General features: G+C 51.4%; 1 pseudogene. It reads right to left on the bottom strand.

Going from position 1 to position 391, the window contains the following annotated elements:
- Positions 1 to 391 (bottom strand): annotated as a pseudogene (locus MMG82_RS21435) (IS4 family transposase); the annotation flags it as partial.

The following is a 391-nucleotide window of genomic DNA, read 5'->3' on the forward strand; positions in this document are numbered from 1 at the left end:
GAGTGCGTTTGTTGGCTGGAGCTTTGAGGGTCACTCGGGCATATCTCATTTCCAGCGTCACCGCCCGGGCTTTCCTTCCGCCTTTCTGAGGAATGAGGAGAGATTTCGTCGCTGCAAGCGGTAATGTATTCGAGTAGTCATAGAGTTTGTGTGCATGCTCTTGAATGCATCGGCTCTGCATCGAGCGGACGACAAAGCGCTGTTGGTGCTGGGTTTTATAGGTCAGATATTCAAACAAATCAGCCTCACGGTCACAGACGGAAATCACCTTGTTGATATGCTCGCCTAAACGGGCAGACATATTGGCGGAGGCTTGTTCCCATTTGTAGCTCTCTTTTTCCTCGTAAGGGCGAGTAGCATGTTGGCGGCGTTGCCCGCGCTTAGTGATATC

The sequence above is a fragment of the Shewanella sp. MM_2022_3 genome (assembly GCF_022557375.1).
GTDB classification, from domain to species: Bacteria; Pseudomonadota; Gammaproteobacteria; order Enterobacterales; family Shewanellaceae; genus Shewanella; species Shewanella xiamenensis.